This window comes from Allobosea sp. P5_A5, assembly GCF_056400625.1.
In genome coordinates, this window is sequence record NZ_JBFUKY010000002.1 from 626532 (window position 1) to 649697 (window position 23166).

Annotated in this window: 23 protein-coding genes and 1 tRNA gene; 8 read left to right on the plus strand and 16 right to left on the minus strand. The window is 65.2% G+C overall.

The genetic code is table 11. From position 1 onward, the window contains the following. Window positions 1-6: 6 nt before the first annotated feature. From AC1DR6_RS06635 to map, 7 genes are all read right to left on the minus strand, one after another. On the minus strand, window positions 7-2217 hold the full coding sequence (locus AC1DR6_RS06635) for a putative bifunctional diguanylate cyclase/phosphodiesterase (protein WP_476828387.1): 2211 nt from the start codon (window positions 2215-2217) through the stop codon (window positions 7-9). Between the two features lie 72 nt (window positions 2218-2289). Continuing rightward, window positions 2290-3039, minus strand: coding sequence for a proteasome-type protease (locus AC1DR6_RS06640; RefSeq protein WP_476828388.1), 750 nt, complete (start codon window positions 3037-3039; stop codon window positions 2290-2292). Between the two features lie 37 nt (window positions 3040-3076). Next, window positions 3077-3904 (minus strand): transglutaminase family protein, encoded by an 828-nt coding sequence (locus AC1DR6_RS06645; protein WP_476828389.1) that lies wholly within the window; start codon window positions 3902-3904, stop codon window positions 3077-3079. 60 nt (window positions 3905-3964) lie between these two features. Further along, complete coding sequence (locus tag AC1DR6_RS06650) at window positions 3965-4906, minus strand: alpha-E domain-containing protein (RefSeq protein ID WP_476828390.1); 942 nt, start codon at window positions 4904-4906, stop codon at window positions 3965-3967. Window positions 4907-4979: 73 nt separating this feature from the next. Then, a complete protein-coding gene (locus AC1DR6_RS06655; RefSeq protein ID WP_476828391.1) occupies window positions 4980-6395 on the minus strand; it encodes a circularly permuted type 2 ATP-grasp protein in 1416 nt (471 codons plus the stop codon). 151 nt (window positions 6396-6546) lie between these two features. Next, window positions 6547-7353 (minus strand): RadC family protein, encoded by an 807-nt coding sequence (radC, locus tag AC1DR6_RS06660; protein ID WP_476828392.1) that lies wholly within the window; start codon window positions 7351-7353, stop codon window positions 6547-6549. Then, the gene (map, locus tag AC1DR6_RS06665) at window positions 7350-8174 is read right to left on the minus strand and encodes a type I methionyl aminopeptidase (RefSeq protein WP_476828393.1); all 825 of its coding nucleotides are present in this window, start codon (window positions 8172-8174) and stop codon (window positions 7350-7352) included. The genes radC and map overlap by 4 nt, the downstream gene beginning before the upstream one ends. A 125-nt stretch (window positions 8175-8299) precedes the next feature. Between map and AC1DR6_RS06670 the strand changes: the two genes are divergently transcribed. The 4 genes from AC1DR6_RS06670 to gpt all read left to right on the plus strand — a co-directional run bounded on the left by AC1DR6_RS06670 (window position 8300) and on the right by gpt (window position 12777). Continuing rightward, window positions 8300-9151, plus strand: coding sequence for an FkbM family methyltransferase (locus AC1DR6_RS06670; RefSeq protein ID WP_476828457.1), 852 nt, complete (start codon window positions 8300-8302; stop codon window positions 9149-9151). A 123-nt stretch (window positions 9152-9274) separates the two neighbouring features. After that, window positions 9275-10033, plus strand: a complete 759-nt coding sequence (locus AC1DR6_RS06675) for a competence/damage-inducible protein A (RefSeq protein WP_476828394.1) — start codon at window positions 9275-9277, stop codon at window positions 10031-10033. A 311-nt stretch (window positions 10034-10344) separates the two neighbouring features. Then, entirely contained in the window at window positions 10345-12144 is a 1800-nt protein-coding gene (locus tag AC1DR6_RS06680; RefSeq protein ID WP_476828395.1) for a methyl-accepting chemotaxis protein, read from the plus strand. A gap of 123 nt (window positions 12145-12267) precedes the next feature. Beyond that, entirely contained in the window at window positions 12268-12777 is a 510-nt protein-coding gene (gene gpt / locus AC1DR6_RS06685; protein ID WP_476828396.1) for a xanthine phosphoribosyltransferase, read from the plus strand. Between the two features lie 9 nt (window positions 12778-12786). Here gpt and AC1DR6_RS06690 read toward each other — a convergent pair whose 3' ends face one another. Beyond that, window positions 12787-13680, minus strand: a complete 894-nt coding sequence (locus AC1DR6_RS06690) for a DMT family transporter (RefSeq protein WP_476828397.1) — start codon at window positions 13678-13680, stop codon at window positions 12787-12789. Window positions 13681-13888: 208 nt separating this feature from the next. Here AC1DR6_RS06690 and AC1DR6_RS06695 point away from each other — a divergent pair, with 208 nt between their 5' ends. After that, window positions 13889-15454, plus strand: a complete 1566-nt coding sequence (locus AC1DR6_RS06695; protein WP_476828398.1) for an AMP-binding protein — start codon at window positions 13889-13891, stop codon at window positions 15452-15454. A 13-nt stretch (window positions 15455-15467) separates the two neighbouring features. Then, window positions 15468-16142 carry a DUF1190 domain-containing protein gene (locus AC1DR6_RS06700; RefSeq protein ID WP_476828458.1) on the plus strand — a complete coding sequence of 225 codons (675 nt, stop codon included), beginning with the start codon at window positions 15468-15470 and terminating at the stop codon, window positions 16140-16142. Window positions 16143-16179: 37 nt separating this feature from the next. Here the strand turns inward: AC1DR6_RS06700 and AC1DR6_RS06705 are convergent, their stop codons facing one another. The 4 genes from AC1DR6_RS06705 to AC1DR6_RS06720 form a co-directional block, all read right to left on the minus strand. Further along, window positions 16180-16515, minus strand: a complete 336-nt coding sequence (locus AC1DR6_RS06705; RefSeq protein ID WP_476828399.1) for a hypothetical protein — start codon at window positions 16513-16515, stop codon at window positions 16180-16182. A 168-nt stretch (window positions 16516-16683) separates the two neighbouring features. Next, window positions 16684-16947 (minus strand): hypothetical protein, encoded by a 264-nt coding sequence (locus tag AC1DR6_RS06710; RefSeq protein ID WP_476828400.1) that lies wholly within the window; start codon window positions 16945-16947, stop codon window positions 16684-16686. A 117-nt stretch (window positions 16948-17064) separates the two neighbouring features. After that, window positions 17065-17150: transfer RNA gene (locus AC1DR6_RS06715), tRNA-Leu, on the minus strand. A 45-nt stretch (window positions 17151-17195) separates the two neighbouring features. Next, window positions 17196-17846: a DUF938 domain-containing protein gene (locus AC1DR6_RS06720; protein WP_476828401.1), complete on the minus strand. Its 651-nt coding sequence runs from the start codon at window positions 17844-17846 to the stop codon at window positions 17196-17198. A gap of 132 nt (window positions 17847-17978) precedes the next feature. On the opposite strand from AC1DR6_RS06720, the gene AC1DR6_RS06725 reads away from it, so the two are divergent. Further along, window positions 17979-19244 carry a hemolysin family protein gene (locus AC1DR6_RS06725; RefSeq protein WP_476828459.1) on the plus strand — a complete coding sequence of 422 codons (1266 nt, stop codon included), beginning with the start codon at window positions 17979-17981 and terminating at the stop codon, window positions 19242-19244. Window positions 19245-19263: 19 nt separating this feature from the next. Here AC1DR6_RS06725 and AC1DR6_RS06730 read toward each other — a convergent pair whose 3' ends face one another. The 4 genes from AC1DR6_RS06730 to AC1DR6_RS06745 form a co-directional block, all read right to left on the minus strand. Beyond that, window positions 19264-19584, minus strand: coding sequence for a hypothetical protein (locus AC1DR6_RS06730; RefSeq protein WP_476828402.1), 321 nt, complete (start codon window positions 19582-19584; stop codon window positions 19264-19266). Between the two features lie 58 nt (window positions 19585-19642). Beyond that, a complete protein-coding gene (locus AC1DR6_RS06735; protein ID WP_476828403.1) occupies window positions 19643-20818 on the minus strand; it encodes an FAD-dependent monooxygenase in 1176 nt (391 codons plus the stop codon). Window positions 20819-20914: 96 nt separating this feature from the next. Continuing rightward, complete coding sequence (locus AC1DR6_RS06740; protein WP_476828460.1) at window positions 20915-21166, minus strand: zinc-finger domain-containing protein; 252 nt, start codon at window positions 21164-21166, stop codon at window positions 20915-20917. A gap of 96 nt (window positions 21167-21262) precedes the next feature. Further along, window positions 21263-22249, minus strand: a complete 987-nt coding sequence (locus tag AC1DR6_RS06745; protein ID WP_476828404.1) for a heparan-alpha-glucosaminide N-acetyltransferase — start codon at window positions 22247-22249, stop codon at window positions 21263-21265. Between the two features lie 109 nt (window positions 22250-22358). On the opposite strand from AC1DR6_RS06745, the gene AC1DR6_RS06750 reads away from it, so the two are divergent. Further along, complete coding sequence (locus AC1DR6_RS06750; RefSeq protein ID WP_476828405.1) at window positions 22359-23126, plus strand: alpha/beta fold hydrolase; 768 nt, start codon at window positions 22359-22361, stop codon at window positions 23124-23126. The last annotated feature ends 40 nt before the right edge of the window (window positions 23127-23166 follow it).

A 23166-nucleotide genomic window follows, 5' to 3' on the forward strand; every position in this document is an offset into this window, starting at 1 on the left:
GCCGTCTCAGGCGGCGAGCGTCATGGCAAATGGGTTGGAGATGCCGACCAACCGGTCGATCTCGGATGCCGGCACCGGCTTCGAGAACAGGAAGCCCTGCAGTTCGTGGCATCCGACCGCCTGCAGGAAACGATGCTGTTCGGCGGTCTCGACGCCTTCCGCGCAGACGCGCAGACCGAGCGCGCGGCCGAGATGCGCCATCGAATGCACGAGGATGGCCGATTCGCCTGTCGCTTCCATATATTCGAGGAAGATGCGGTCGATCTTGATCTTGTCGAAGGCGAAGCGGCGCAGATAGATCAGGCTGGAATAGCCCGTCCCAAAATCGTCCAGCGCCAGGCCGACGCCCTGGGCGCGGATATCCATCATCGCGGCCTCGGCCGCATCGGCATCCTCGATCAGCACGCCTTCGGTCAGCTCGAGCTCCAACCTTGTCGGGTCGAACCCGGTTTCAGAAATGATGCGCAGGACGTTGGCGACGAAGTCCTTGTGACGGAACTGGATCGGCGAGACGTTGACCGCGAGCCTCAGGCCGGGCCAGCGCTGTGCCTCGGTGCAGGCGCGCCGCAGCACCCATTCGCTCAGTGGCATGATCAGGCCGCGTTCCTCGGCGATGCCGATGAACTCCGAAGGCGGGATCATGCCGTGTTCCGGGTGCGGCCAGCGTACCAGCGCCTCGACGCCCGTGATCGTGGTGCCGTCGACGGAGACTTGCGGCTGGTAATGCAGTTCGAGCAGGTTCTGCTCCATGGCGAGGCGCAGATCGTCCTCCACCATGCGCTTGACCAGGAGCGAGCGGTTCATCTGCGGCTCAAAGATCGCAAAGCGATTGCGCCCGCCGTTTTTGGCTTCATAGAGGGCGGTGTCGGCGAGGCGCAGCAAGGTCGGCCGGTCGTTGCCGTCGCGCGGCGCCACGGCAACGCCGATCGAGCAACCGATGCCGATCTCGACGTCGTGGACGCGGAACGATTCGGTCAGGCTCGCCAGGATCTTCGCGCCGAGCGCACTGGTCTCGGCCGGACCCGGAGACCGGGCCTGGATGATGCCGAATTCATCGCCGCCGAAACGCGAAACCATGTCGCCGGGTCCGGTGAGGGCCAGAAGGCGGTTGGCGACCTGCCGGATCAGCTCGTCGCCTGCGGTGTGGCCGTATGTGTCGTTGACCGCCTTGAAGCGGTCGAGATCGACCAGCATCACGGCCATTCCCTCGCCTTCGCGCGCGCAGACGGAGAGGGCGGAATCGAGGGCGGCGTCGAAACTGCGGCGATTGGGCAGGCCCGAGAGCTCGTCCTGCCCTGCCAGGCGATGGATCTCCTGCTCGCGCAGCGCGATCTGGATCGCCGAGGCGCGAAGGCGTTGCACGACGAAGACGAAGATGACCGAGAACAGCAGCGCGACCGCGATCATCGCCCACAGGAAGCGCTCGAGCATGACATCGCCGGGCCGCGAGGGCGTCCAGGCGAGCCATGTGTTGACGGAGCCATCCGCCGCGAGCACGGGCAGGCTTGCTCGAGCATCCGTCGGCGGGGAGGTCGTCAGCCTGATGTCGCCGATGCGGTAGTTGGCGGTGAATTCGGCCAGCATCGCGTCGGTGATCCGACGATAGGCGACGAAGGAAAGCTGCCCGAATTGCGGAGAGGCGATCGGCGTCGCGATGGTCGAGAGATCGATGACGATGAGCAGAATCGCGTCGTTACCGCTACCCGCTATCGTCGACCAGCTCGATGCGCTCGTCCTTGCCCTTTGACTAGGGTCAAGCGACTGTGCTCCGGGAAGAGCCGCATTGAAGCGGCTGAGGCCTTTGTAGCCGAGATGCCCGGCCAGGGTGCCGCCCTCCAGCCCGGCCAGAACATCGCCATCCTGCGTGACGAGATAGGCACCGTCGATATCGGCAAGCCGGCCGCGCAGCTGTGCGAAGGCGGTCTGGAGCTTGGTATAGGGCGCTGGATCGTCCAGCGCTTCCTGCAGATCGCTGGCGATGGCAAGCTTCTCGAGGCGCTGCTCCTCGAAGCCGATCTGGCTGTGCAGCGCGGCTTCGACCCGCTCGTATTGCCGCTGCGCTTCCAGCCGGTTCGCCTCCCGCGTGATCGCGATGACCACGCTGGCGCCCGCGGCCATCAGGATCAGAAAGGCTATGCCGAGCGTCGCGACCGAACTCGCGAACATGCGTGCGGACGAACCCGCATTCGTCATCTTCGCGGCGGCAGACTTGGGCATACCGGTTCCAGGGCTGATTCGTCTCCTAGACCTAGACCGCGAAAGATTGACATCCTGTTGCCAGCACGGCGTTTAGCCGGGCGGTGGCCCATAAGGCGGGCGCGGGATGGCGGTGTGGGCGGCGCGCAACGCGGCCGACCAGCGCTCGCGCAGATCATGGAAATAGGGCTCGCCCGCCTCGATCCGCCGGTTCAGCTCAAGATCGTCCGCATCGCGGCGCATGACGATCAGGTCGATCGGCAGCCCGACGCCCAGATTGGACCGCATCGTCGAATCCATCGAGATCAGGCCGACTTTCAGCGCGTCGTAGAGATGGCTCTTGAAGGTGACAGCGCGATCCAGAATCGGCTTGCCGTATTTGTGCTCGCCGATCTGCAGGAACGGCGCATCCGCACCGCATTCGATGAAATTGCCGGCGCCGTAGATCATGAACAGTCGCATCGGCTGCCCCTTGATCTGGCCGCCGAACAACATCGATACCTCGAACTTGACGCCCGCATCCTTCAGCGCCGGCCCGTCGAATTCACGGACATGACGGATGCAGCGACCGACGAACTGTGCGGCGCGAAACATCGACGAGGCACTTTGCAGCGTCTCGAGCTCGCCCGTCTCGGCATTGGGCAACCCTTCCTGCAGCAGGCTGACGACCGATTGCGTGATCGAGAGATTGCCCGCCGTCATCAGACCGAAGCTGCGATCGCCTGGCCAGTTGAACACATGGAGCTTGCGGAAGGTCGAGATGTCGTCGAGCCCCGCATTGGTGCGCGTGTCGGCGATCATGACGAGACCGTCCTGCACGAGGATTCCGACGCAATAGGTCACGGGGCATTATCCTGTTGTCGCGATCCCGGAGTGGGGATCACTGGTTTGCGAGGCGGTCTTCGGCCTGGCTTGCGCTGACCAGCACGTTCAGCGTTTCGCCGTCACCGCCTTGTCGGGCGCCGCGCACGGGCGCCGCGTCCGTGAAATCGAGCCCCACGGCGACACGGACATGACTGTCGACCGGACAGATCGCATTGGCGCAATCGAAGCCGATCCAGCCATAATCGTCGAAATGGACCTCCGCCCAGGCATGGGCACCATTGCCATGCGGCAAGGTATCGTCCTGCGCGACATAGCCGGAGACATAACGGGCGGGAAGCCCGAGATGGCGAGCGCCAGCCATGAAGACGTGGGCGATGTCCTGCGGGATCGCTTCCCGGGCCTCGAAAGCAGCCGCGGCGCCGACGCCGGTCCGGCCGGTCGCATCGATGCAAACCATGCGATCGTTCACCGCCGCCATCAGCTCATGCATCTGGGACAAAGAGCTTCCGGCGCCGGCGACGGCCTTGGCCGTGAAGCTGCGAAGCCCATCGTTCAGCCCCGTCAGCAGCGTATCGCGGCGATAGACCTCGCAGGGTACGCGATCGCTGCCGCCGCGCACCACGCCGGCGAGATCGCTCGTTTCGATCAGACCGTCGATCTGGATCGACATGGAGGAAATCGGGCCGTCCGCATAAAAGGAATGGACGATATTGCCATGGGCATCCTGGCTTGCGCGCAGGCGCCCATCGATGCTTGGCTCGATGCGCCAGGACATGACGTGCTGTCCGTCATGGTCGCGCGGCGTCAAGCGCAGGATCTGCGTGATATGCCGCGCCGGGTCGGCATAGTCGTAGCTGATCGCGTGAGAAATCCTGATCCGCATCGTCCGGTCCGGCCTATCGTGCCCGCCTTCTACGCCGGGCAGAGCCGCGACGCGAGTGGTTCATTGTAGATATTGCTCGAAGATGGTGTTCCCGAGACGGTTGTTCTCGGTGATGAAGTCCTCGATGAATTCGTGCAGCCCGTGCTGGAAAATGTCGTCGATACGCGTGCTGGTGAGGTTCGCCAGCGTCTTGCGTGCCTGACGCTGGGACGCGCCCTGCCGGCCGTAGGCGTCTCCGAGCGAATCCAGGAAGCGCGAAATGCTCTCGTAGCAGGCGGCGAGCGAGCGCGGCATGCGCCGGTTCAAAATCAGCAGGTCCGCGATCAGGATCGGCTTCACCGCCTCGCGATAAACCCAGTGATAAGCCGTCAGGGCCGAGACCTCGCGCAGCACCGTGGTCCACTGGAAATAATCCAGCGAGCCGCCGATCTGCTCATTGGCGGGCAGCAGCACATGATATTTCACGTCCAGGATGCGCGCCGTGTTGTCGGCGCGCTCGAGATAGACCCCGAGCCGCGAGAACCAGTAGCCGTCGTCCCGCAGCATGGTGCGATAGGCCGAGCCGTCGAAGACCAGCGAGACGTTCTTCACCCAATCGAGAAACCGAGCGAATTCCTCCCGATCCATGCGCTTCTTCTCGAAGCGCTGCAATTCGAGCCACGCTCCGTTGATCGCATCCCACATCTCGGAGGTGAGGGCGGTGCGAACCGCCCGCGCGTTGGAGCGCGCCTGCGCCAGGCAGTTGCGGATGGAGGACGGATTATCCGGGTTGAAGGTCAGGAAGTCGCAGACGTTGCGCTCATTGGCCTCGCCATAAGCCTTCGCGAAGGTATCCTCGCAGCCGGCCGTCGAGACGGCGCTGTGCCACTCGGTGCCGGCGCCGCCATAGGCGTGGGGCAGATTGCTCAAGCGCATCGTCGCGTCGAGGATACGCGCGAGATATTCGGCTCTCTCGACATATCGGGAGACCCAATAAAGGCTGTCGGCAGTCCGCGAAAGCATGGTCAGATCGGGCCTTTTCGCGACGTCTCGCGGCGCGCTTCCGGATGGGGCTGGCGGGGAAAATCCAGGCAGATCATGCATCGAGCACCCACGTGTCTTTGGTGCCGCCGCCCTGGCTCGAATTCACGACGAGCGAGCCTTCCTGCAGCGCCACGCGGGTGAGGCCTCCCGGCACGCAGGAAATGCCGTTCGCGCCGGAGAGAACATAGGGGCGCAGATCGACATGGCGCGGCGCGACACCCGAGGCCACGAAGGTGGGGCATGTCGACAGCGCGAGCGTCGGCTGGGCGATGAAGCCCTCGGGACTCGCTTTCAGCTTGCGGCGGAAGGTTTCGATCTGGGCCTTGTTGGCGTGCGGGCCGACGAGCATGCCGTAGCCGCCCGAGCCGTTCACCTCCTTGACGACGAGTTTCTCCAGATTGTCGAGAACATAGGCGTTCGCCTCGGGCTCGCGGCAGCGGTAGGTCGGGACGTTCTTCAAGATCGGTTCCTCGCCGGTGAAGAACTTCACGATCTCGGGCATGTAGCTGTAGACGGCCTTGTCGTCGGCGACGCCTGTGCCGACCGCATTGGCGAGCGTGACGTTGCCGGCCTTGTAGGCGCCGATGATCCCGGGCACGCCGAGCACCGAGTCGCCCCTGAAGACGAGCGGATCGATGTAATCGTCGTCGATCCGCCGATAGATGACGTCGACCCGTTTCTGTCCCTGCGTCGTGCGCATGTAGACGACGTCGTCCTTGACCGTGAGGTCGGAGCCCTCGACCAGCTCGACGCCGAGCTTGTCCGCCAGGAAGGAGTGCTCGTAAAAGGCCGAGTTGAACTGGCCGGGCGTCAGCAAGCAGATCGTCGGATCGGAGGGCGCGCTCCGGGGCGCGACCGAGCGCAGGGTGGCCAGGAGCTGGTCCGGGTAGTTATCGACCGGTGCGACGCGGTGCGTGGAGAACAGCTCCGGAAAGAGCCGCAGCATCACCTCCCGATTCTCCATCATGTAGGAGACGCCGGACGGCGTGCGGGCATTGTCCTCAAGCACATAGAAAGTGTCGGCGTCGACGCGAACGACGTCGATGCCCGCGATATGGCAATAGACGCCGTGCGGGACTTTGAAGTCGACCATTTCGAGCTGGTAGCAGGCGTTGCGGTAGACCAGATCGGGCGGAATGATCCCGGCCTTGAGGCACTCTTTCGGGCCGTAGACATCGGCCAGGAACATGTTGAGCGCGGTCACGCGCTGGCGCAGGCCGGCTTCCAGCTTGGTCCATTCCGGCTTGGTCAGCACGCGCGGGATAATGTCGAACGGGATCAACCGCTCGGTCGATTCCTCGTCTCCGTAGACGGCAAAGGTGATCCCGATCCGCCGGAAGAACAGCTCGGCCTGCGAACGGCGCAAGGCGAGCTGATCGGCGGGTGTCTCCTTGAGCCAACGTTCGAGCGCTTGATAAGCGGGCCTCAAATCGGCGCCGGAGCCGGTCATCTCGTCGAACGCGACCATCTAGGCTGACATCCCCTGTTTCCTTGAGCCTAAGCGTATTCGCTATCGTTGGGGAAGAGGCGTCGTGATCCGCCTTTTGTCGCCATGCGCCTTTTATTTAGGCAGGTCGGGGCAATGGCATCCGGCATCGAGAGACAGCAGCCTGCCGTCTTCAGATGAGTCCCAGGCTACGAAAGCTCGCATGGCCGTCGCGGCCGACGACGAGGTGGTCGTGGATCGCGATCCCCAGAGGTTTGCCGATATCGACCAGTTCGCGGGTCATCCGCATGTCCGCGCCGGACGGCGTGGGGTCCCCCGAGGGGTGGTTGTGGACCAGAATGATGGCCGAGGCGGACAGCTCCAGCGCCCGGCGCATCACCTCTCGCGGATAGACGGGTGTGTGGTCGACGGTGCCGGTCTGCTGCACCTCATCGGCGATGAGGGCGTTCTTCTTGTCGAGAAAGAGGATGCGGAACTGCTCTCGCTCGGCGAAGGCCATCGCCATGCGGCAATAATCCAGAACCGAATTCCAGGAGGAGAGAACCGTGCGCTTGGCGACGGCGCCCTTCGCCATGCGCTTCAGCGCGGCTTCGACGACCTTGAGGTCGAGCGCGACGCCTTCGCCCACCCCTTTGATCTCGGTCAGGCGGTGCACCGGAGCGGCAAGGGCTTCCGCAAACGATCCGAAATGCTGGATCAGCTGTTTCGCCAGCGGCTTCACATCGCGCTGCGGGATCGAGCGGAAAAGCAGAAGCTCCAGCAGCTCGTAGTCGGGCAGGGCATCCGCGCCGGCGTCCTGAAAACGCGCGCGCAGTCGGTCGCGGTGGCCGTGATAATGCGGGGCAGGCGGCGGCGTGGCTTGTCCGACCAGAGCCTTCGGCAGCGGAACAGCATCGATAGTGAGCGCTGGGGCCGCCTCGGCAAACAGCCCGGCAGGCGAGGGCTCGGCCTGTTGCCCCTTGCCCGCCCGCCGGCTCATTTCGGCGCGAGCGGATTGTCGAGGCCGCCGGGCGACAGGGTGAAAATCTCGCAGCCGGTTTCGGTGACGCCGATCTGGTGCTCGAACTGGGCCGACAGCGAGCGATCCCGCGTCACCGCCGTCCAGCCATCGGACAGGATCTTCACGCCGGGCTTGCCGATATTGATCATGGGCTCGATGGTGAAGACCATTCCCGGCTTGAGCTGCACGCCTTCGCCCGGGCTGCCGTAATGCAGGATGTTGGGCGCGTCGTGGAACAGCCGGCCGATGCCGTGGCCGCAGAAATCGCGCACCACCGAGCAGCGCTCGGCCTCGGCATAGCGCTGGATGGCGAAGCCGATATCGCCGGTGTGGGCGCCGGCACGAACGGCCTTGATGCCGCGCAGCAGGCTTTCATAGGTGATCTCGACCAGCCGCTCGGCTCTGCGCGAGATCTCGCCGACTCCGTACATTCGGCTCGAATCGCCGTGCCAGCCATCCACGATCAGGGTGTAGTCGATGTTGAGGACATCGCCCTCGCGCAGCGGCTTGTCGTCCGGAATGCCGTGGCAGACGACGTGGTTGATCGAGGTGCAGATCGATTTGGTGTAGCCGCGATAAAACAACGTCGCCGGATAGGCGCCGTTGTCCATGGCGAACTGAAAGGCAAGCTCGTCCAGGCGCTGGGTCGTTACGCCGGGCTTGACGTAGGGGCCGAGCATGTCGAGCCCCGCCGCCGTCAGCCGGCCGGCCTTGTGCATGGCGGCGAAAGCCTGCGGTCCGTGGATCTTGATCACGGGTTCGCGCGAGCGCACCCGTCCGACCGAATCTTCGAATGTCATCGCGCGCGGGCCACTCCTGATCCCCATATCTATTGGGTTTGGGAAACGAGGCAAGCCGCTTGAGCGACGGTCGAGCCCGGCGGCGGCTGGTGCTCGGCGGCGGGGCGGTGTATCAGGCTGGCGCAATGGCCATCACCGAACAATCCACCGCGGAAGACCGGCCTTTCGGCGCGTTTGCGCCCAAAGCCTTCCTCGCCAAGATCATCGCCCGCACCCGCGTCGCGTCCGACAGTTTTCTCGGCCGCAAGATCGCCTATGCGCTGCGGCGCATCGGGCTGCGCTCGCTCGACGGGGCGCCGGTGGATATCGAATCGCTGGGCGCCCGGATGCGGCTCTATCCGGACGGCAATGTCTGCGAGAAGCGGGTGCTCTTCACGCCGCAGTACTTCGATCCGGTCGAGCGCGAGATGCTGTTGCAGCGGCTGCGCGACGGGTTCACCTTCATCGATATCGGCGCGAATATCGGCGCTTATTCGCTTTTCGTCGCGGCCCATGCGGGTCGCAACGCGCGCATCCTGGCGGTCGAGCCTCAGCCGGACGTTTTCGCGCGGCTCGCCTTCAACATTGCCCTCAATCCTTTCGGGACGGTCAAAGCCGTGGCCTGCGCGCTCGCCGACAAGGAGGGTGAACTGACGCTGTTCATCGATCCTGTGAACAGGGGCGAATCGAGTGTGCGGATCCTGAATTCGAGTATGGGGCGCAGCGTCCAGGTGCCGGCGACGACGCTGCTGAGCCTGGTCGCAAGCGAAGGGTATGAGCGCATCGACGCGGTCAAACTCGATGTCGAGGGCGCCGAAGACCTGATCCTCGAGCCCTTCCTGCGCGACGCGCCGCCGGCGTTGTGGCCGGGCTTCATCGTCATCGAGGATTCGCGCCAGCGCTGGCAGAGCGATCTCGTCGGCCTGCTTGAACGCTCCGGTTACAAGCTGGTTTTGCAGACCCGGCTCAACCTGCTGTTCGAGCGCGCCGCCGCCTGAACAGCAGGCGCCCGGCGCATTCGCTGTCGACGCCGGCTGTGCATTGCCTTTTCCCGGCGATGAACTAGCTGTGAGGCATCGCTGCCATGTTTCAGGCGCGAGCCGCCGTGCCAGGAGTGCCTGATGTCCGCCAGCGAAACCGCAACGCCGAAGTCGATCGTCACCGCCGCGATCCTCGTCATCGGCGACGAGATCTTGTCGGGGCGGACCAAGGACAAGAATATCGGCTACATCGCCGAATACCTCACCAATATCGGCGTCGAGCTGCGCGAGGTCCGGGTCGTCCCGGACGTGACGGACGAGATCGTCGCCGCGTTGAACGCGTTGCGCGGGCGCTACGGCTATGTCTTCACCACCGGCGGCATCGGGCCGACGCATGACGACATCACGGCGGATTCGGTCGCCGCTGCCTTCGGCGTGTCGATCGACCATGATCCGCGTGCCGTCGCCATGCTGCGCGAACGGTTTTCGGAGGAGGAGCTCAACGAGGCGCGGATGCGCATGGCGCGCATTCCGGCGGGCGCCGAGCTTGTCGCCAACTCGATCTCCAAGGCGCCGGGCTTCCATATCGGCAACGTCTACGTGATGGCGGGCGTGCCTTCGATCATGCAGGCGATGCTCGACGTCATCGGCCCCACCTTGCAGACCGGCACCAAAATCCTGTCCGACACGGTCCGCGCGGGCTTGCGCGAGGGGGATATCGGGGGGGCGCTGGCGAACGTCGCCAAGAGCCATCCGGGCGTGTCGATCGGCTCGTACCCGTTTTTCAGCGAGACGGGGCCGGACACCAATATCGTTGTGCGCTCGCGAGATGCGCAGAAGCTCGAAGCTGCGATGGCGGATGTGAAGGCCATGATCGCAGCGTTCGCATCGGGATCGTAGTATCTTCTACTATAGTTTACAACTTTAGATTTTATTTTACAACTTTTGATATCATTATTCTCTCTGTAAAGTCTAGAATACAGTTCGAAAAATCCGAATATTCTTCTCAGGCGTATTTTTAGTTTTAGATGAATTGGTATATTTGTTGATATCTGCCTTTCTCTATTCATAAACCGTTCATAAACCCGTTTCTGCGATGATGATCAGGTGGCCTTGAAGGGTCGCGCCGGCCTTGGGGGAGGTTGGCCCCATGACGGCTATCATCGCCGCGCGGTCGTTTCCGGCAGGAGGACGGCGGGCAGGAGGTCTCGATGTCGCTGCTTTCCAGCCTGTTTCCCGGCCATCGTGCGGCGGGACATCTCGCGGCGATAAACCGCTCGTTGGCGGTGATCGAGTTCGATCCCAGCGGGCGTATCCTCGATGCCAACGAGAATTTCCTCGCGGTGACCGGCTATTCCCTGGCTGAAATCAAAGGCCAGCATCACAGCCTGTTCGTGACTCCCGAGGAAAAAGGCAGCGCAGCCTATAAGCAGTTCTGGACGGATCTCGCCGCCGGGAAGGCTTCGCGAGGCCAATATCTGCGGCTCGGCAAGGGCGGTAGGGATGTCTGGATCCAGGCCAGCTACAACCCCGTCCCCGGCGCCGGGGGTAAGCCGACGAGCGTCATCAAATACGCCTACGACGTCACGGAGCAGACGAACCGCCTTGCCGATCTGGAAGGTCAGCGCGCGGCCATCGACAAGGCGCAGGCGGTGATCGAGTTCAGCCTCGACGGCACGATCCTGCACGCCAACGAGAACTTCTTGGCCGTCACCGGCTACTCGCTCGGTGAGATCAAGGGACAGCATCATCGCATCTTCGTCGATCCGACGGAGCGGGACAGTGTCGCCTATCGCGCGTTCTGGGAGCGGCTGGCGCGCGGCGAATACGATGCGGGGCAGTATCGCCGGCTGGCCAAGGGCGGCCGCGATGTCTGGATCCAGGCGAGCTACAACCCGATTTTGAACGCCCAGGGACGCCCCTACAAGGTGGTGAAATTCGCGACCGACATCACCGCCACCTTCAAGGGCAAGCAGCTCGAGGCGGCGGTCAAGGAAACGGCGGATGTGATCGGCCGTGCGAAGGACAGCGACCTGACCGGGCGCGTCTCCCTCGAAGGCAAGAGCGGCGACGTGGCGAGCCTCTGTGGCGGGGTCAACGATCTGCTCGATACGCTCGCGGCGGTGGTGGCCTCCGTGCGCGGAATCTCGACGCGGATCGACCAGGCCTCCTCGCGGATCACCGACGACAGCCGGCAGCTGGCCGAGCGAACCGAGGCGAATGCCGCGAGCCTGCAGCAGACGGCGGCCACGACCGAGGAACTCGCGGCCTCCGTCAAGCACAGTGCCGGCAATTCTCGCATGGCCGTCGATCTCGGCAACGAGGCCAGCAGCGTCGCCGCGCGGGGCGGAACCATCGTGGCGAGCGCGATCGAGGCGATGGGGCGGATCGAGCAGGCGTCTTCCGGCATCTCCGAGATTATCGCGATGATCGACGAGATCGCCTTCCAGACCAATCTCCTGGCGCTGAACGCGGCTGTCGAGGCGGCGCGGGCGGGCGATGCCGGGCGGGGCTTCGCGGTGGTGGCGACGGAAGTGCGAGCGCTTGCCGCGCGCTGTAGCGAATCTGCCAACGGCGTCAAGGCGTTGATCGCGAATTCTACGCAGCAGATTCAAGCCGGTGTCGGGCTGGTGAAGGATGCCGGCAGGACGCTGAACGAGATCGTCGATGCGTCGTCTCGCGTGGCGTCGACGGTGAGTGAAATCTCCCAGGCGACGACGGAACAGGCCAATGGCATCGACGAGATGGCGCGCACCGTCGCGCATATGGACGAGATGACACAGCAGAATTCCCTGCTGGCCGACCAGAGCGCCAAGGTCGCGCTCGCGTTGACGCAGGAGACCGAAGCGCTCGCCGCCATGGTGGCCGCCTTCCGGCTCGACGACGCTGATGCTGCCCCGGTGCCACGCCTGGTCCATGCCGCCGCCCGGCAACCCCGCCCGAGCCTGGTCGCTTCGCGGCCGATGCGCCGCGCCGCAGGCGGCGGGGGCGATGGCTGGGCGGAGTTCTGATTTACCGGAAACACGGTCAGCGTGCTGGGGACGGACATATTCGTCCCTTGCCAGCCGCGCCTCTTTGCGGTCTTCGGTCGTCAAGGCGCTTCTTACGCCGCTTGCAGCCCGGAGTGCTCCGCCATGGCCGAACCGACCTCGAACAAGGCCTTCCCTGTCTCCTGGGACCAATTTCATCGCGATGCGCGGGCGCTGGCCTGGCGTTTGGCGGATAAGGGGCCCTTCGAGGCGATGGTCTGTATCACGCGCGGCGGGCTCGTGCCGGCCGCGATCATCTGCCGGGAGCTCGGCCTGCGGCTGATCGAAACCGTCTGTATCGCGAGCTATCACGACTACAAGAACCAGTCCGAGTTGAAGGTGCTCAAGGACATTTCGCCCAGCATCAAGGCGATCGGCGACGGTCAGGGCCGCGGCGTCCTCGTCATCGACGATCTGACCGACACCGGAAAGACCGCCCGCGTCGTGCGCGAGATGCTGCCGAATGCGCATTTCGCGACGGTCTATGCCAAGCCGGCTGGCGTGCCGGTCGTCGACACCTTCGTCACCGAGGTCAGCCAGGATACCTGGATCTATTTTCCCTGGGACATGGCGCTCACCTATGTCGAGCCGATCGCCAAGGGGCACCAGGGCTGAGGCAGCGCTTCAGCCGGTCGAAGGTGAGCGGAACGCCAGCAGCATGCCGGCGACGACGATCGCCATGCCGACGATTTCAGTCCCGGTGGGGGTTTCCGCGAGCAGCAGCGCGCTGCACGTCGCCGTGACCACGGGCACGAGCGGCAGGAAAAGTGTTGCCTTGGCGGCGCCCAGCGTCTCGACCGAGCGGGCGTAGAGATAAAGCGCGACCACACCGACGAGTACGCCCTGATAGAGCGCCTGCAAGAGCCACTCGCCCGGCGGTACGGCCAGCAAATGCACCGGCAGCGCCACCGCGACGACGCCGAGCAGCGGCAATGAGAGAATGCAGGTCGCGGCAGTGATCTCGATCGAGCTGGCGCCCCAGCGCCGCGCCAGCAGACCGAAGAGCGACCACAGCACGGCGATCAGGACGAACAGCACGTCGCCGATCCAGGCGTCGGGGCGCGAGGGCACCGCCAGCAACGCGTCCCGCGAAAATACGCCGATGCCGGCGACGATCACGACCAGACCCACCATCCGCATCCGGCCCGGCCGCTCGCCGATGATGAGCGCGACCAGCAGTGCGGTGAAGACCGGAATCAGGCCGGGCGCGATGATCGAGGAATGCAGCGCGGGCGCGAAAGAGGCGCCGCCGACGAGAAGCAGGCTGTAGAGCGGGCCGATCAGCAGTGCCATCACCCAGGCGCGCCGCCAGCCTAGCCTGCCGACCGGGAACGGGCGCATATGCTTCAGGGCCCAGGGCAACAGCACGACGGACGCCGCGACGAACCGCAGGATCGCGACATCGGCAGGCGACAGGCCAGACAGCATGGCGTGGCGGGAGACGACGGCCTGAACGCCCCAGATCAGGGCGCAGCCGAGACCGCTGAATATGCCGAGCCACGGCGAACGGCGAGACATCGAGGAGCCTGATAGACAGGAAGCGGGGAGCGCGGCTATGCCCGGCGCCCCGACCGGTGGCAATGGCTCCCGATGCAATGCCCATCGGCGTTCAGACCTGCCGGCCCTGATCCCGATGACCTGATGACGATGGCAGCACTCATTGCAACCTCCGGCCATGCGACTACGTTGACCGCCCAAGGAAACGCCGACGGGAGACGTGCCAAACATGGCCGCCACCACTTTCGACGCTGCGGCTGCACGCATCAGCCTGTTCCGCGCGCTGTTGCAGAGCGTTTCGCGCCACGGCAGGAGCAGGATCGCGCTGGAGGACCCCGAGCGACAGCCGATCACCTATGGCCGGCTGGTGCTGGGCTCACTGGTGCTGGGGCGCAAGCTCGCCGCGCTCACCGCCGAGCGGGAGCATGTCGGCGTGCTCCTGCCGAATATGCAGGGCATGGCCGTGACGCTGTTTGCGCTTGCGGCCTATGGGCGCGTGCCGGCCATGCTGAACTTCACGGCCGGCGTCCGCAATCTGCGCGCGGCCGGCGACCTGGCCCAGCTCAAGACGATCGTGACTTCGCGCCGCTTCATCGAGAAGGGCGAGCTCGACGACGAGATCGCGGCCCTCGGCGAGGGGCGACGCGTGGTCTACCTTGAAGACGTGCGCAAGGAAATCACCAGCCTCGACAAGGCGTGGGGCGCTCTGAGCAGCTTCGCCGCCGGAGCCGTGCATCGGCGCTACGAGGCGAAGCCGGACGATCCGGCGGTGATCCTGTTCACCTCCGGCACCGAGGGGACGCCCAAGGGCGTCGTGCTGAGCCACGCCAATCTCGTCTCGAATGCGCGACAGGTGTTCGCGCATGCCGCCGGCGCGATTTCCGAGCACGACGTGTTCATGAACCCGCTTCCGGCGTTTCATTCCTTCGGGCTGACGGCCGGGCTGCTGGTGCCGCTGCTGCACGGGATGAAGGTGGTGCTCTATCCGAGCCCGCTGCACTACAAGCAGGTGCCGAAGCTGATCGGCGACATGAAGGCGACTTTCCTGCTGGCGACCGACACCTTCCTGCAGGGCTATGCGCGCGCGGCTGACCCGGACGATCTGCGCAGCGTGCGCTACGTGGTCGCCGGTGCCGAGCGGGTGAAGGCCGAAACGAAGCGGATGTGGGAGCCCTACGGAACCACCATTCTGGAAGGCTATGGCTGCACCGAGTGCTCCCCCGTCATCGCGGTCAACACGCCGCGAGCCATCCGCGAGGGCACCGTCGGTCAGCTCCTGCCCGGCATCGAGGCCGAGCTGAGGCCGGTCGAGGGCATCCACGAGGGCGGCCGGCTCACCGTGCGCGGCCCGAATATCATGGCGGGCTATCTCGACCCGGAGCAGCCCGGCCGCGTCGTCGCGCCGGAAGGGGGCTGGCACGACACCGGCGACATCGTGGTGCTCGACGATGGTTTCGTCTCCATCCGCGGGCGGGCCAAGCGCTTCGCCAAGCTTGGCGGCGAAATGGTCTCGCTGGCTGCCGTGGAGACGATGGTCGCCAAGCTCTGGCCCGACCAGAACCATGTCGTGGTCGGGCTGCCGGATGTCCGCAAGGGCGAGCAACTGGTGCTCGTCACCGAGAAGCCGGACGCCGACCGCGCCGCTTTGCAGGAGGCGGCAAAGGAACAGGGCTTTCCGGAACTGTGGGTGCCGCGCGCGATCCTGGTGACACAGGCCATCCCGGTGCTCGGCAATGGCAAGATCGACTATGGCGCGACGCGCGAGCTCGCGGCGTCACGGCGCTCGCTGCTTTAAAGCCATATTCGTGATGTTGTTGCGCCGGATGATGATCCCGGCTTCCGTGCTCACTGTCCTGCGTGTCGCGACGCTCGCGCCGGCCCTGTCGATGGCTGGCCCCTCCGATCTTGCGGCGCAGGCTTCCGGCGCGGTTTATGTCAGGCGTGACGAATGCGTCGCGTCGGGCAAGCTTACCGCCGCGCAATGCGAATTCGCCTACCGCAACGCGCGGGCCGAATTTTTACAGAAGGCGCCGCGCTATGCCTCCCGAGCGGCCTGCGAAGCGCGTCATAAAGCTTGCGCGGCGCAAATCGTTTCCGCTGGCGGATGGGAATCCTTCGGCAAGGGCGGGGCGAGCTATGTGCCGCGATTCGTTGGTGTGCGGCTGACCGGCGAAGGCTCCGCGCTACGGGCGCTGCCGGTTGTTGAGGGTGCTACGAAGATTGCCTTCGCAGTGCGGTCCGTCAGCGAGCTGCAGGACAAAGTCGACGGCAAGGCGACCGTCATCGGCGTTGCCAGCCACGCCTCTCGCAGCTCACGCCGCCATGTCATCGACACGCCCGAGACCGCGACGAGCCCGGCCGGCATTCATGACGACACCGAACGGGTGCCGATGAAGGAAGAATCGATCGGAGCCGACGTGCCGCCGGGGCTCTATGTCGATCCGGACGGCGTCGAATGGTACAAGCCGGCGCACAAGCACTGAGCGCCTCGCGCGCGCTGGCCTTGAGGCTGCAGGCTGTTCAGCGCCGGGGTACGACGTAGCCCACGCAAGCGGCTTCCCAATAGCGCGGGTTGACGATCTCGAAAGCGCTACCGGGGCAATCATTGGCCGGGGAGGGCCCGTCCGGCGTCCGCGTCACCGCGAAGTTCAGCGGCTTGATGCGGCGAACCACCGTCGTGCGGCCGTCTGGATGGTAGCGCGTGTCGAACTGGAAATCGGCCTGGCCTTCCGACGACAGCAACAGGGCGACCGCGCAAACGCCGCCTGCCAGCGCGCTCCGTTTCGGGTGCGACGCGATGCGGCGCGAGCGATCCCCCAACGGGGCGGGGATCGTTTTGGAAGAGTTCTGTGCCATCCGTGGACATCCTGGGTTGCGTCGATAACGATTCAGCAACCATCGGGCCAGGGCATATCCGAGCCGCGCGACCGGATCACATCGACGCGCCATCGCCCATAGAGCGCAAAAAACCGGCCCGCGCGTGACGCAAGCCGGTTCGAACTTCGGATATCGGAGAGGGCGAACTCAGCGTTTGGCGATAGCGGCAGCGGATCTCGTCCGGCTGGGCCTCGGTTTCGCTTTCGCGCGTGGCGCGGCTTTGCGCGGGGTGCGCGACGCCGTCACGAGGCGATAGGCGCCGTAGCCGGCTGCGCCGAGCAGGAGCGCGGGGGCCGGCAAGCGCGCTATCAAGAGCGTCAGCGGCACGGACAGCATTTCCGGCAACGTGCCCTTCTCAACTTCCCGCGCGACGAAAACGCCGGCGAGGCTGGTCAAGGATGATTTGATCATGATCGGCTCGCTTCCCCGTTGCTGCTCGGACTCCGCCCGAGAGCGTCGAGGTTCGAACGCCGAACCCAGGCGGTCGTTCCGTCGAGGCGAGGCAAACCGGGCTGCGGGCCCCGGTTTTGGTGCGGACGGCGGGGATCGAACCCGCACGGCCAGAGGCCGAGAGATTTTAAGTCTCTTGCGTCTACCAGTTTCGCCACGTCCGCATGAGTTCGAGCGGTACCGGCGCGGGCGCGCCGATGCAAGGGCCGTCAGCCCCTGCGGAAGACCAGGCTCAGATTGTTTGCGGGCATCTCGATAATGTCAGGCGGGCCGAAGCCGTTTCGGGCAGCAAGAGCGGTGAGGTCGTCCAGATCGCGCAGCCCCCATCGCGGATCGCGCTCCCGCAGGCTCCGATCGAAGGCCTCGTTGCTCTCCTCGAGAAGGCGCCCCGGTCGGCGGAACGGCCCGTAGAGATAGAGCGGCGCGTTTCCGCGCAGTCGCGTGCCGGCATTGCGGAACAGCCCCTCGGTCGCGCTCCAGGGCGCGATATGGACCATGTTGATGCAGAGGACCGCATCGGTTGCCAGCTCTGGCCAGGTCTCGCTGGCTGCATCGAGCAGGAGCGGCGCGCGGAGATTTTTCAGCCCCGTCTCAGCTGTCCAGGCGGCGATGCTGGCGAGGGCTTCGCGGCTGGGGTCGCTCGGCTGGAAGGTGAGGGCGGAAAAAGCGCGTGCGAAATGCACGGCGTGCTCACCGGAGCCGCTGGCGATCTCCAAGACGAGCCCTTCAGCCGGCAGGACCTGACGCAGCACATCCAGAATCGCGTCGCGATTGCGTTCCGCTGCGGGCGCCCGCAGCTTGGCCGGATGGTCGGCGTGGGGTTGTTCGGCAGGGTGCCAGAATGTCGGTTTGTCGCTCAAAGGGTAACACTCGCGAAGATTCGTGGCCGACACCATCGCGTCAGGGCGGCGATAGAGTATAAGGGACGCGGAAGCGAGCTGCCAAATGTTGCGGCTTTCGCAGCATACAGGCTGGTCTTGTTAACCGAAATCCTGATCGTCGTGGCGCTGACCGTGATCAACGGTCTGCTCTCCATGTCGGAACTCGCGGTCGTCTCATCGAGACCGGCCCGGCTCAAGGTTCTTAGCGATCAGGGCAACACCGGAGCCGCGACCGCGCTGCGACTCGCCGAGGATCCGGGCCGCTTCCTCTCCACCGTACAAATCGGAATTACCCTCGTCGGCGTGCTGTCGGGCGCTTTTTCGGGCGCCACGCTCGGCGCGCGGCTCTCCGAATATCTGTCCGGCCACGGTTTCTCGCAGTCGGTTTCGGATACGCTCGGCGTCGGCATTGTCGTCGTCATCATCACCTATCTCTCGTTGATCCTGGGCGAACTCGTGCCCAAGCAGATCGCTTTGCGTGATCCGGAGAAGGTGGCGGCTCGCGCCGCGCCGACCATGGCGATGATGTCGAAGGTCGGGGCACCGGTGGTCTTCCTGCTGGACATCTCGGGCAAGGCCGTCCTGCGGCTGCTGGGCCAGAGAGGTGAATCGGACGAGAAAGTCACCGAGGAAGAGGTCCGCACCATCATCGCGGAAGCCGAGACGGCCGGCGTGCTGGAGCGTGACGAGCGCCAGATGATCTCGGGCGTGATGCGGCTCGCCGACCGGTCGGCCCGTGCTTTGATGACGCCGCGCCGCGAAGTCGAGACCATCGATCTCTCCGACGACGTCGAGGAGATCAGGACCCAGCTGCGCGAGACCCGCCGCTCGCGACTGCCTGTGCAGGATGGCGAATCGGATACGATCGTCGGTGTGCTGGTCGTCAAGGAACTGCTCGCGTTTCTGGCCGGGCAGGGCGATAGCAAGACGCTGCGAGGGCATGTCCACGAGACGCCTATCGTGATGGACACGGCCAGTTCGCTGGTCGTCCTGCGGGAGATACGCGTCAGCCGCGTCCATATGGCTCTCGTCTTCGACGAATACGGCCATTTCGAAGGTATCATCACGCCGGGCGACGTGCTCGAGGCGATCACTGGGGCGTTTCAGGAAGAGGAAGAGAGCGAGCCTGCCGTCGTGGCGCGGCAAGACGGCTCCTATCTCGTCGCCGGCTGGATGCAGGTCGACGAATTCTCGCACGAGTTCGGCATTCCGGTGCCGCGCGACGCCGATTTCCAGACGGTGGCCGGCCTCATCCTGGCCGAGATGAACCGTCTGCCGAATGTCGGCGAAACCTTCGAGAAAGATCACTGGCGCTTCGAAATCGTCGATCTCGACGGTCGGCGGATCGACAAGATTCTGCTCAGCCGGATCGACTGAGCGCCCCCTGCGGGACGGGTCAGCGCCGGGGCGGCTCGCCGGGCTCGATGATGCGATATTCTGCGTCAATGATCTCGATGCGCTCTTGTGACCTGGCCTGTCCGGCGAAAGGGCCTGCGCGGCGGTCGAAGCCGGCCGCCTTGAGCTTCGCCTTGAGGCGCCAGACGGTGATGGCTCCGGCCAGCGCGACGACCGGGATCAGGATCAGCGCGAGGCTTGCCGCCACGAGAAACAGCGTGATGCCGATGGCGAAGCTCGCGGCCATGGCAAGCCAGGCTGCCCAGCGGGGCATGCCGGCCTGGCGGCGGCTGAATTGCTCGAAAAGATTGGCGCGGATCATGTGCGTTCGGTCCCTTCCCTCGCATGAGAGATAGGGATCAATTGCGGCAAGTGCGAGATCAGCTTTCGTCGCGCCAGTCGTAGAGCCAGCGATAGCGCGTCCGCATGCCCTGCGGTCCCAGATGGCGCAGGACCAGATCGCGCCCGAGGCTGAGCGGCAGGCCGAGGTGATAGGTACGGCCATTGCGGCGGCTCTCCGCCTGCACCCGCGCCACGCGAGCCGCGCGCACTGATGCATAAGCTGACAATGCGGGCGCTACGCCGGCATTGCCTTCGCTGGCCAGGGCTGCGGCGAGATGGCGCGCCAGGACCGCGGCATCCTCGATCGCAAGCGAAGCACCTTGAGCGAGGAAAGGCAGGACGGGATGGGCGGCATCGCCGATAAGCGCGAGCCGGCCTTTCGCCATCGCCGCCGGGGCCCGGTCGAAGAGCGACCAGACCAGCCAGCCGGGCGCCGAGCCTGCAAGCCCGCGCAGGGCCGGCGATGCCCCCGCGACATGGCTTTGCAGGATGGCGGGGTCGCCTTCGCGGGACCACCCTTCGCGCGCGTCCTTCGCCTGCCGGACGATGACCAGATTGATCTCTCGCCCCGCCGCGACCGGATAATGCACCGCGTGGCGGCCGGCGCCGAGATGGAGCGTCACGCCGGCGGGCATCTGGCCCGTATTGGGCAAGACGGTACGCCAGGCTTCGTATCCGGTGAAACTCGGCAGGGCGGTGTCCCCCGTGAGTTCGCGAATGCGGGACCGGCTCCCATCGGCGCCGATCAGGGCGAGCGCGCGAAGGCTTTCACCGCTCTTGCCGTCGAGAGTGACGGTGATGCCCTCATCATGCTCTGACGCATCCTGCACGCCGCGCCCGACCAGCAGGCGGATGTTCGGCATGGCGCGGACGGCGTCGAGCAGCACGGTGTGCAGGTCGCTGCGCTTGATCAGCCGGAAGGGCGGCGCGCCAGGCTCGGGCACCACCGGCATGGTCAGCAGATCGGCGTCGCTGCGCCAGCGCTTGATCCGCACGTCCCGCGACGACACGGCCATGCGCTTCAGCGGCAAGGCCAGGTCGAGCGCGTCGAGGACACGGCCGGCATTCGGCGAAATCTGGAGACCTGCGCCGAGCTCGCCGAAGCCGGTGCGCTTTTCGACGAGGGTGATGCCGATGCCGCGTCGCGCAAGGCTCAAAGCCGTCGTCAGGCCGCCGATGCCGGCGCCGGCGATGACGAGATGAGGAGGGGACACGGCGGGGAGCTTTCCAGTTCGCAGCCGTCGGGCGCTGCGGATTTATGGAGCGCAAGCGCCCCTCAACGCCGACGCCTGCGGATCGAAAGGGTCGTTTCAGGCTGCTTTCGGCGTGTCGTGCCAGGCGCAGCCGGCGGGGCTGGTCTCGTCGCCCTTCAGGCCTGAGTCGTATTTGTAAAGCGTCGAGCAATAGGGGCAGACGATCTCGGTATCCGCGCCCATGTCGAGGAAGACATGCGGGTGGTCGAAGGGCGGCTTGGCCCCGATACACATGAATTCATGCGCACCGATCTTGATCGTGGAGACGCCGGAATCGTTCTGGAAATGCGGAATGCCGTGCTCGGCCATGGTCATCGCTCTTCAGGCTGAAATGTCGCGCAACCTAGCGTGTTGCGATGCGGGATTCCAGAGGCGATCGCCAGCGTCGCCATTCCCGAGCCGCCATCAGGGCTCGCGAAGGCAAGCCTGTGCGAGGCGGCTCATGCGGGTGCTGTCCTCGGTCGAAAGCTGATCGGTGAGGGCTTTCTGCCAAAGGCTTTCCCGTTTCAGCCCGGCGACGGTGCAGCTGCAGGCGTCGCGACAGATTTGCTCCGCCACCGCCGAACGGGTGCAACTGGCCTGGCAGTCGCTCAGGAAGCGGCTCTCCTCGCGCGGAACCGGCGGCATGACCTGCGTCGCCAGCATGATCGCCCCGATGAAGAGGGGCTGGTGAATGAGATAGACCAGAAGACTATGGCGCCCACCCCACGCGACGATGCGGGCCGGAAGGCGGCGCGGCCGCCAGCGCACTGCCGCGCTGCCCTCGACGCGTGGCAAGGCGAGACGCGCAAGCGCCATGCCGCTGAGCACGCAGCCGAACCAGGGAAAGACCGGCACAAAATCGGCCGTCTGGATGGAGGCGTGCGAGAAGCCGAGCCAGGCCGTCCAAGGCTGGTCGAGAAACGGCGTGTCGATCAGGGCCGGCAGCGCGAAGGCGAGGGCGGCTGCAACGACGACCGCGACGATCGGGATCCGAAGGAAGGGCAGGGCCAGCACGCTCGCCACAGCGACATGGTGCAGGATGCCGAAGAAGATGAAGTTGTCCCGCATCGCGAAGAACGTGCCGATGGTGACGAGAGCGGCCGCGGCGGCGACCATCGCGAGCCGCTTCAAGAACGCGGCGCGGTTCAATCCTCGGCGCGTCGCCAGGACCAGACTCACCCCGACGAGGGTCAGGAAGGAGCCCGCGATGCAGCGGGCAAACCAGCGCCAGCCGGGCTCGAACGCGATGTCGGTTTCGATGAACCCGAAATTCGAGAGATCATAGGCGAAGTGAAAGACGAACATCGCCAACAGCGCGATGCCCCGCGCCAGATCGACGATCGCGAAGCGCCCGCCGGAGACGAGGGGCGTCGAGGCCGCTGCGGGCGGTGAGAGTGCAGGCTCGGTCATCGCCTGTCGATCCCATGGGGCGGCCTCATAAGCAAGGCGCGCCGACACCGCTACCCAAAGGCGTCTCGCCATGGCAGGGAGATCCGCGAACGATAGATCGGATCGACCCATGAAGAGCTTTTCCTCCGACGGTGTGGAGATCGCCTATCTCGACCTGGCACCGACCGGCGAGATATCGCAGCACCGGACTGTCGTGCTCGTTCATGGCTTTGCGTCCAATCACGCGGTCAACTGGGTCAATACGCAGTGGACGAAGACGCTGACCCATGCCGGCTACCGCGTCGTCGCGCTCGACAATCGCGGCCATGGTCAAAGCGAAAAACTCTACGATCCCGCAGCCTATTCCTCCGACATCATGGCCGAGGATGTGCGCCGGTTGATGGACCATCTCGATATTCCGCGTGCGGTGGTGATGGGATATTCGATGGGGGCGCGCATTTCCGCCCATCTCGCTTTGTCTCATCCGCGGCGGCTGGACGCGCTTCTGCTCGGCGGTCTCGGCATTCATCTGGTCGAAGGGGTGGGCCTGCCGCTTGGCATCGCCGACGCGATGGAGGCGCCTTCGCTGGCCACGCTGAGCGACCCGATGCAGCGCATGTTCCGCGCCTTCGCCGAGCAGACCGGCGGCGATCTTCAGGCACTCGCGGCCTGCATTCGCGGCTCGCGCCAGACGTTGACGGCCGAACAGGTCGGCCAGATCTCCATGCCGACGCTGGTCAGTGTGGGCACCACGGACGAGGTTTCAGGCTCCGGACCGGAACTGGCAAAGCTGATCCCGGACGCCGAATCCTTCGCGATCGAAGGCCGCGACCACAACCTCGCTGTTGGCGACAAGAGCCACAAGCAGGCGGTGCTCGCCTTTCTCGCGCAGCTGTGAGATCGGTTCTTTCGACGCCCGAAAGGTCAAAATCCGCAAA

What these genes read in the sequence shown, in the direction of transcription:
- AC1DR6_RS06680 (WP_476828395.1), top strand. Translation starts at nt 10,345, where the DNA reads ATGTCGCTGCTTTCCAGCCTGTTTCCCGGCCATCGTGCGGCGGGACAT.
- map (WP_476828393.1), bottom strand. Translation starts at nt 8,174, where the DNA reads ATGACATTCGAAGATTCGGTCGGACGGGTGCGCTCGCGCGAACCCGTG.
- AC1DR6_RS06645 (WP_476828389.1), bottom strand. Translation starts at nt 3,904, where the DNA reads ATGCGGATCAGGATTTCTCACGCGATCAGCTACGACTATGCCGACCCG.
- AC1DR6_RS06740 (WP_476828460.1), bottom strand. Translation starts at nt 21,166, where the DNA reads ATGGCCGAGCACGGCATTCCGCATTTCCAGAACGATTCCGGCGTCTCC.
- AC1DR6_RS06705 (WP_476828399.1), bottom strand. Translation starts at nt 16,515, where the DNA reads ATGGCACAGAACTCTTCCAAAACGATCCCCGCCCCGTTGGGGGATCGC.
- AC1DR6_RS06750 (WP_476828405.1), top strand. Translation starts at nt 22,359, where the DNA reads ATGAAGAGCTTTTCCTCCGACGGTGTGGAGATCGCCTATCTCGACCTG.
- AC1DR6_RS06655 (WP_476828391.1), bottom strand. Translation starts at nt 6,395, where the DNA reads ATGGTCGCGTTCGACGAGATGACCGGCTCCGGCGCCGATTTGAGGCCC.
- AC1DR6_RS06745 (WP_476828404.1), bottom strand. Translation starts at nt 22,249, where the DNA reads ATGACCGAGCCTGCACTCTCACCGCCCGCAGCGGCCTCGACGCCCCTC.
- AC1DR6_RS06650 (WP_476828390.1), bottom strand. Translation starts at nt 4,906, where the DNA reads ATGCTTTCGCGGACTGCCGACAGCCTTTATTGGGTCTCCCGATATGTC.
- AC1DR6_RS06700 (WP_476828458.1), top strand. Translation starts at nt 15,468, where the DNA reads ATGTTGTTGCGCCGGATGATGATCCCGGCTTCCGTGCTCACTGTCCTG.
- AC1DR6_RS06670 (WP_476828457.1), top strand. Translation starts at nt 8,300, where the DNA reads ATGGCCATCACCGAACAATCCACCGCGGAAGACCGGCCTTTCGGCGCG.
- gpt (WP_476828396.1), top strand. Translation starts at nt 12,268, where the DNA reads ATGGCCGAACCGACCTCGAACAAGGCCTTCCCTGTCTCCTGGGACCAA.
- radC (WP_476828392.1), bottom strand. Translation starts at nt 7,353, where the DNA reads ATGAGCCGGCGGGCGGGCAAGGGGCAACAGGCCGAGCCCTCGCCTGCC.
- AC1DR6_RS06695 (WP_476828398.1), top strand. Translation starts at nt 13,889, where the DNA reads ATGGCCGCCACCACTTTCGACGCTGCGGCTGCACGCATCAGCCTGTTC.
- AC1DR6_RS06690 (WP_476828397.1), bottom strand. Translation starts at nt 13,680, where the DNA reads ATGTCTCGCCGTTCGCCGTGGCTCGGCATATTCAGCGGTCTCGGCTGC.
- AC1DR6_RS06635 (WP_476828387.1), bottom strand. Translation starts at nt 2,217, where the DNA reads ATGCCCAAGTCTGCCGCCGCGAAGATGACGAATGCGGGTTCGTCCGCA.
- AC1DR6_RS06730 (WP_476828402.1), bottom strand. Translation starts at nt 19,584, where the DNA reads ATGATCCGCGCCAATCTTTTCGAGCAATTCAGCCGCCGCCAGGCCGGC.
- AC1DR6_RS06675 (WP_476828394.1), top strand. Translation starts at nt 9,275, where the DNA reads ATGTCCGCCAGCGAAACCGCAACGCCGAAGTCGATCGTCACCGCCGCG.
- AC1DR6_RS06710 (WP_476828400.1), bottom strand. Translation starts at nt 16,947, where the DNA reads ATGATCAAATCATCCTTGACCAGCCTCGCCGGCGTTTTCGTCGCGCGG.